The organism is Sphingobium sp. LMC3-1-1.1, assembly GCF_040676285.1.
In the GTDB taxonomy this organism is placed as follows: Bacteria; Pseudomonadota; Alphaproteobacteria; order Sphingomonadales; family Sphingomonadaceae; genus Sphingobium.
In genome coordinates, this window is the sequence record NZ_JBEGHQ010000060.1 from 1 (window position 1) to 477 (window position 477).

Consider the following 477-nt stretch of genomic DNA (forward strand, 5'->3'; position numbering starts at 1 on the left):
AGAGGAACTGGTGGATGAGGTAGCCATGTCCGCCATGCATCTCGATCAGGTCGAAACCGATCCGTTCGGCGCGCGCGACGGCCTGGCGGTGGGCTTCGATCAGGTCGAGCATCTCGGCCCTGGTCAGTGCGCGGGGCGCCGGAAAGTCACCGAACGGGATGGCCGATGGTCCGACCGTTTCCCAGGCGCCTTCCTCTGCGGTCAATGCCTTGCCGCCCAGTGCCGGCGGCTGCTGCGATCCCTTGCGCCCGGCGTGCCCGATCTGGATCCCCATCTTTGCAACGCCATAGGTGCGGCAGAAATCCACGACCCGCTTCAGCGCGGCCTCATTCTCGTCCGAACACAGGGTAGCGCAGCGCGGCGAGATCCGGCCGTCCAGCGCGACGTTCGTCATTTCGACCATGACCAGGCCCGCGGCGCCCATCGACAAACCGCCCAGATGGGCCAGATGCCAGTCATTGGCAGAGCCCTCGTTGG

Annotated in this window: 1 pseudogene; it reads right to left on the minus strand. The window is 66.0% G+C overall.

The annotated features are described in order from the left end of the window. Positions 1 to 477: pseudogene (locus tag MRBLMC3_RS19965) on the minus strand (oxidoreductase); the annotation flags it as partial.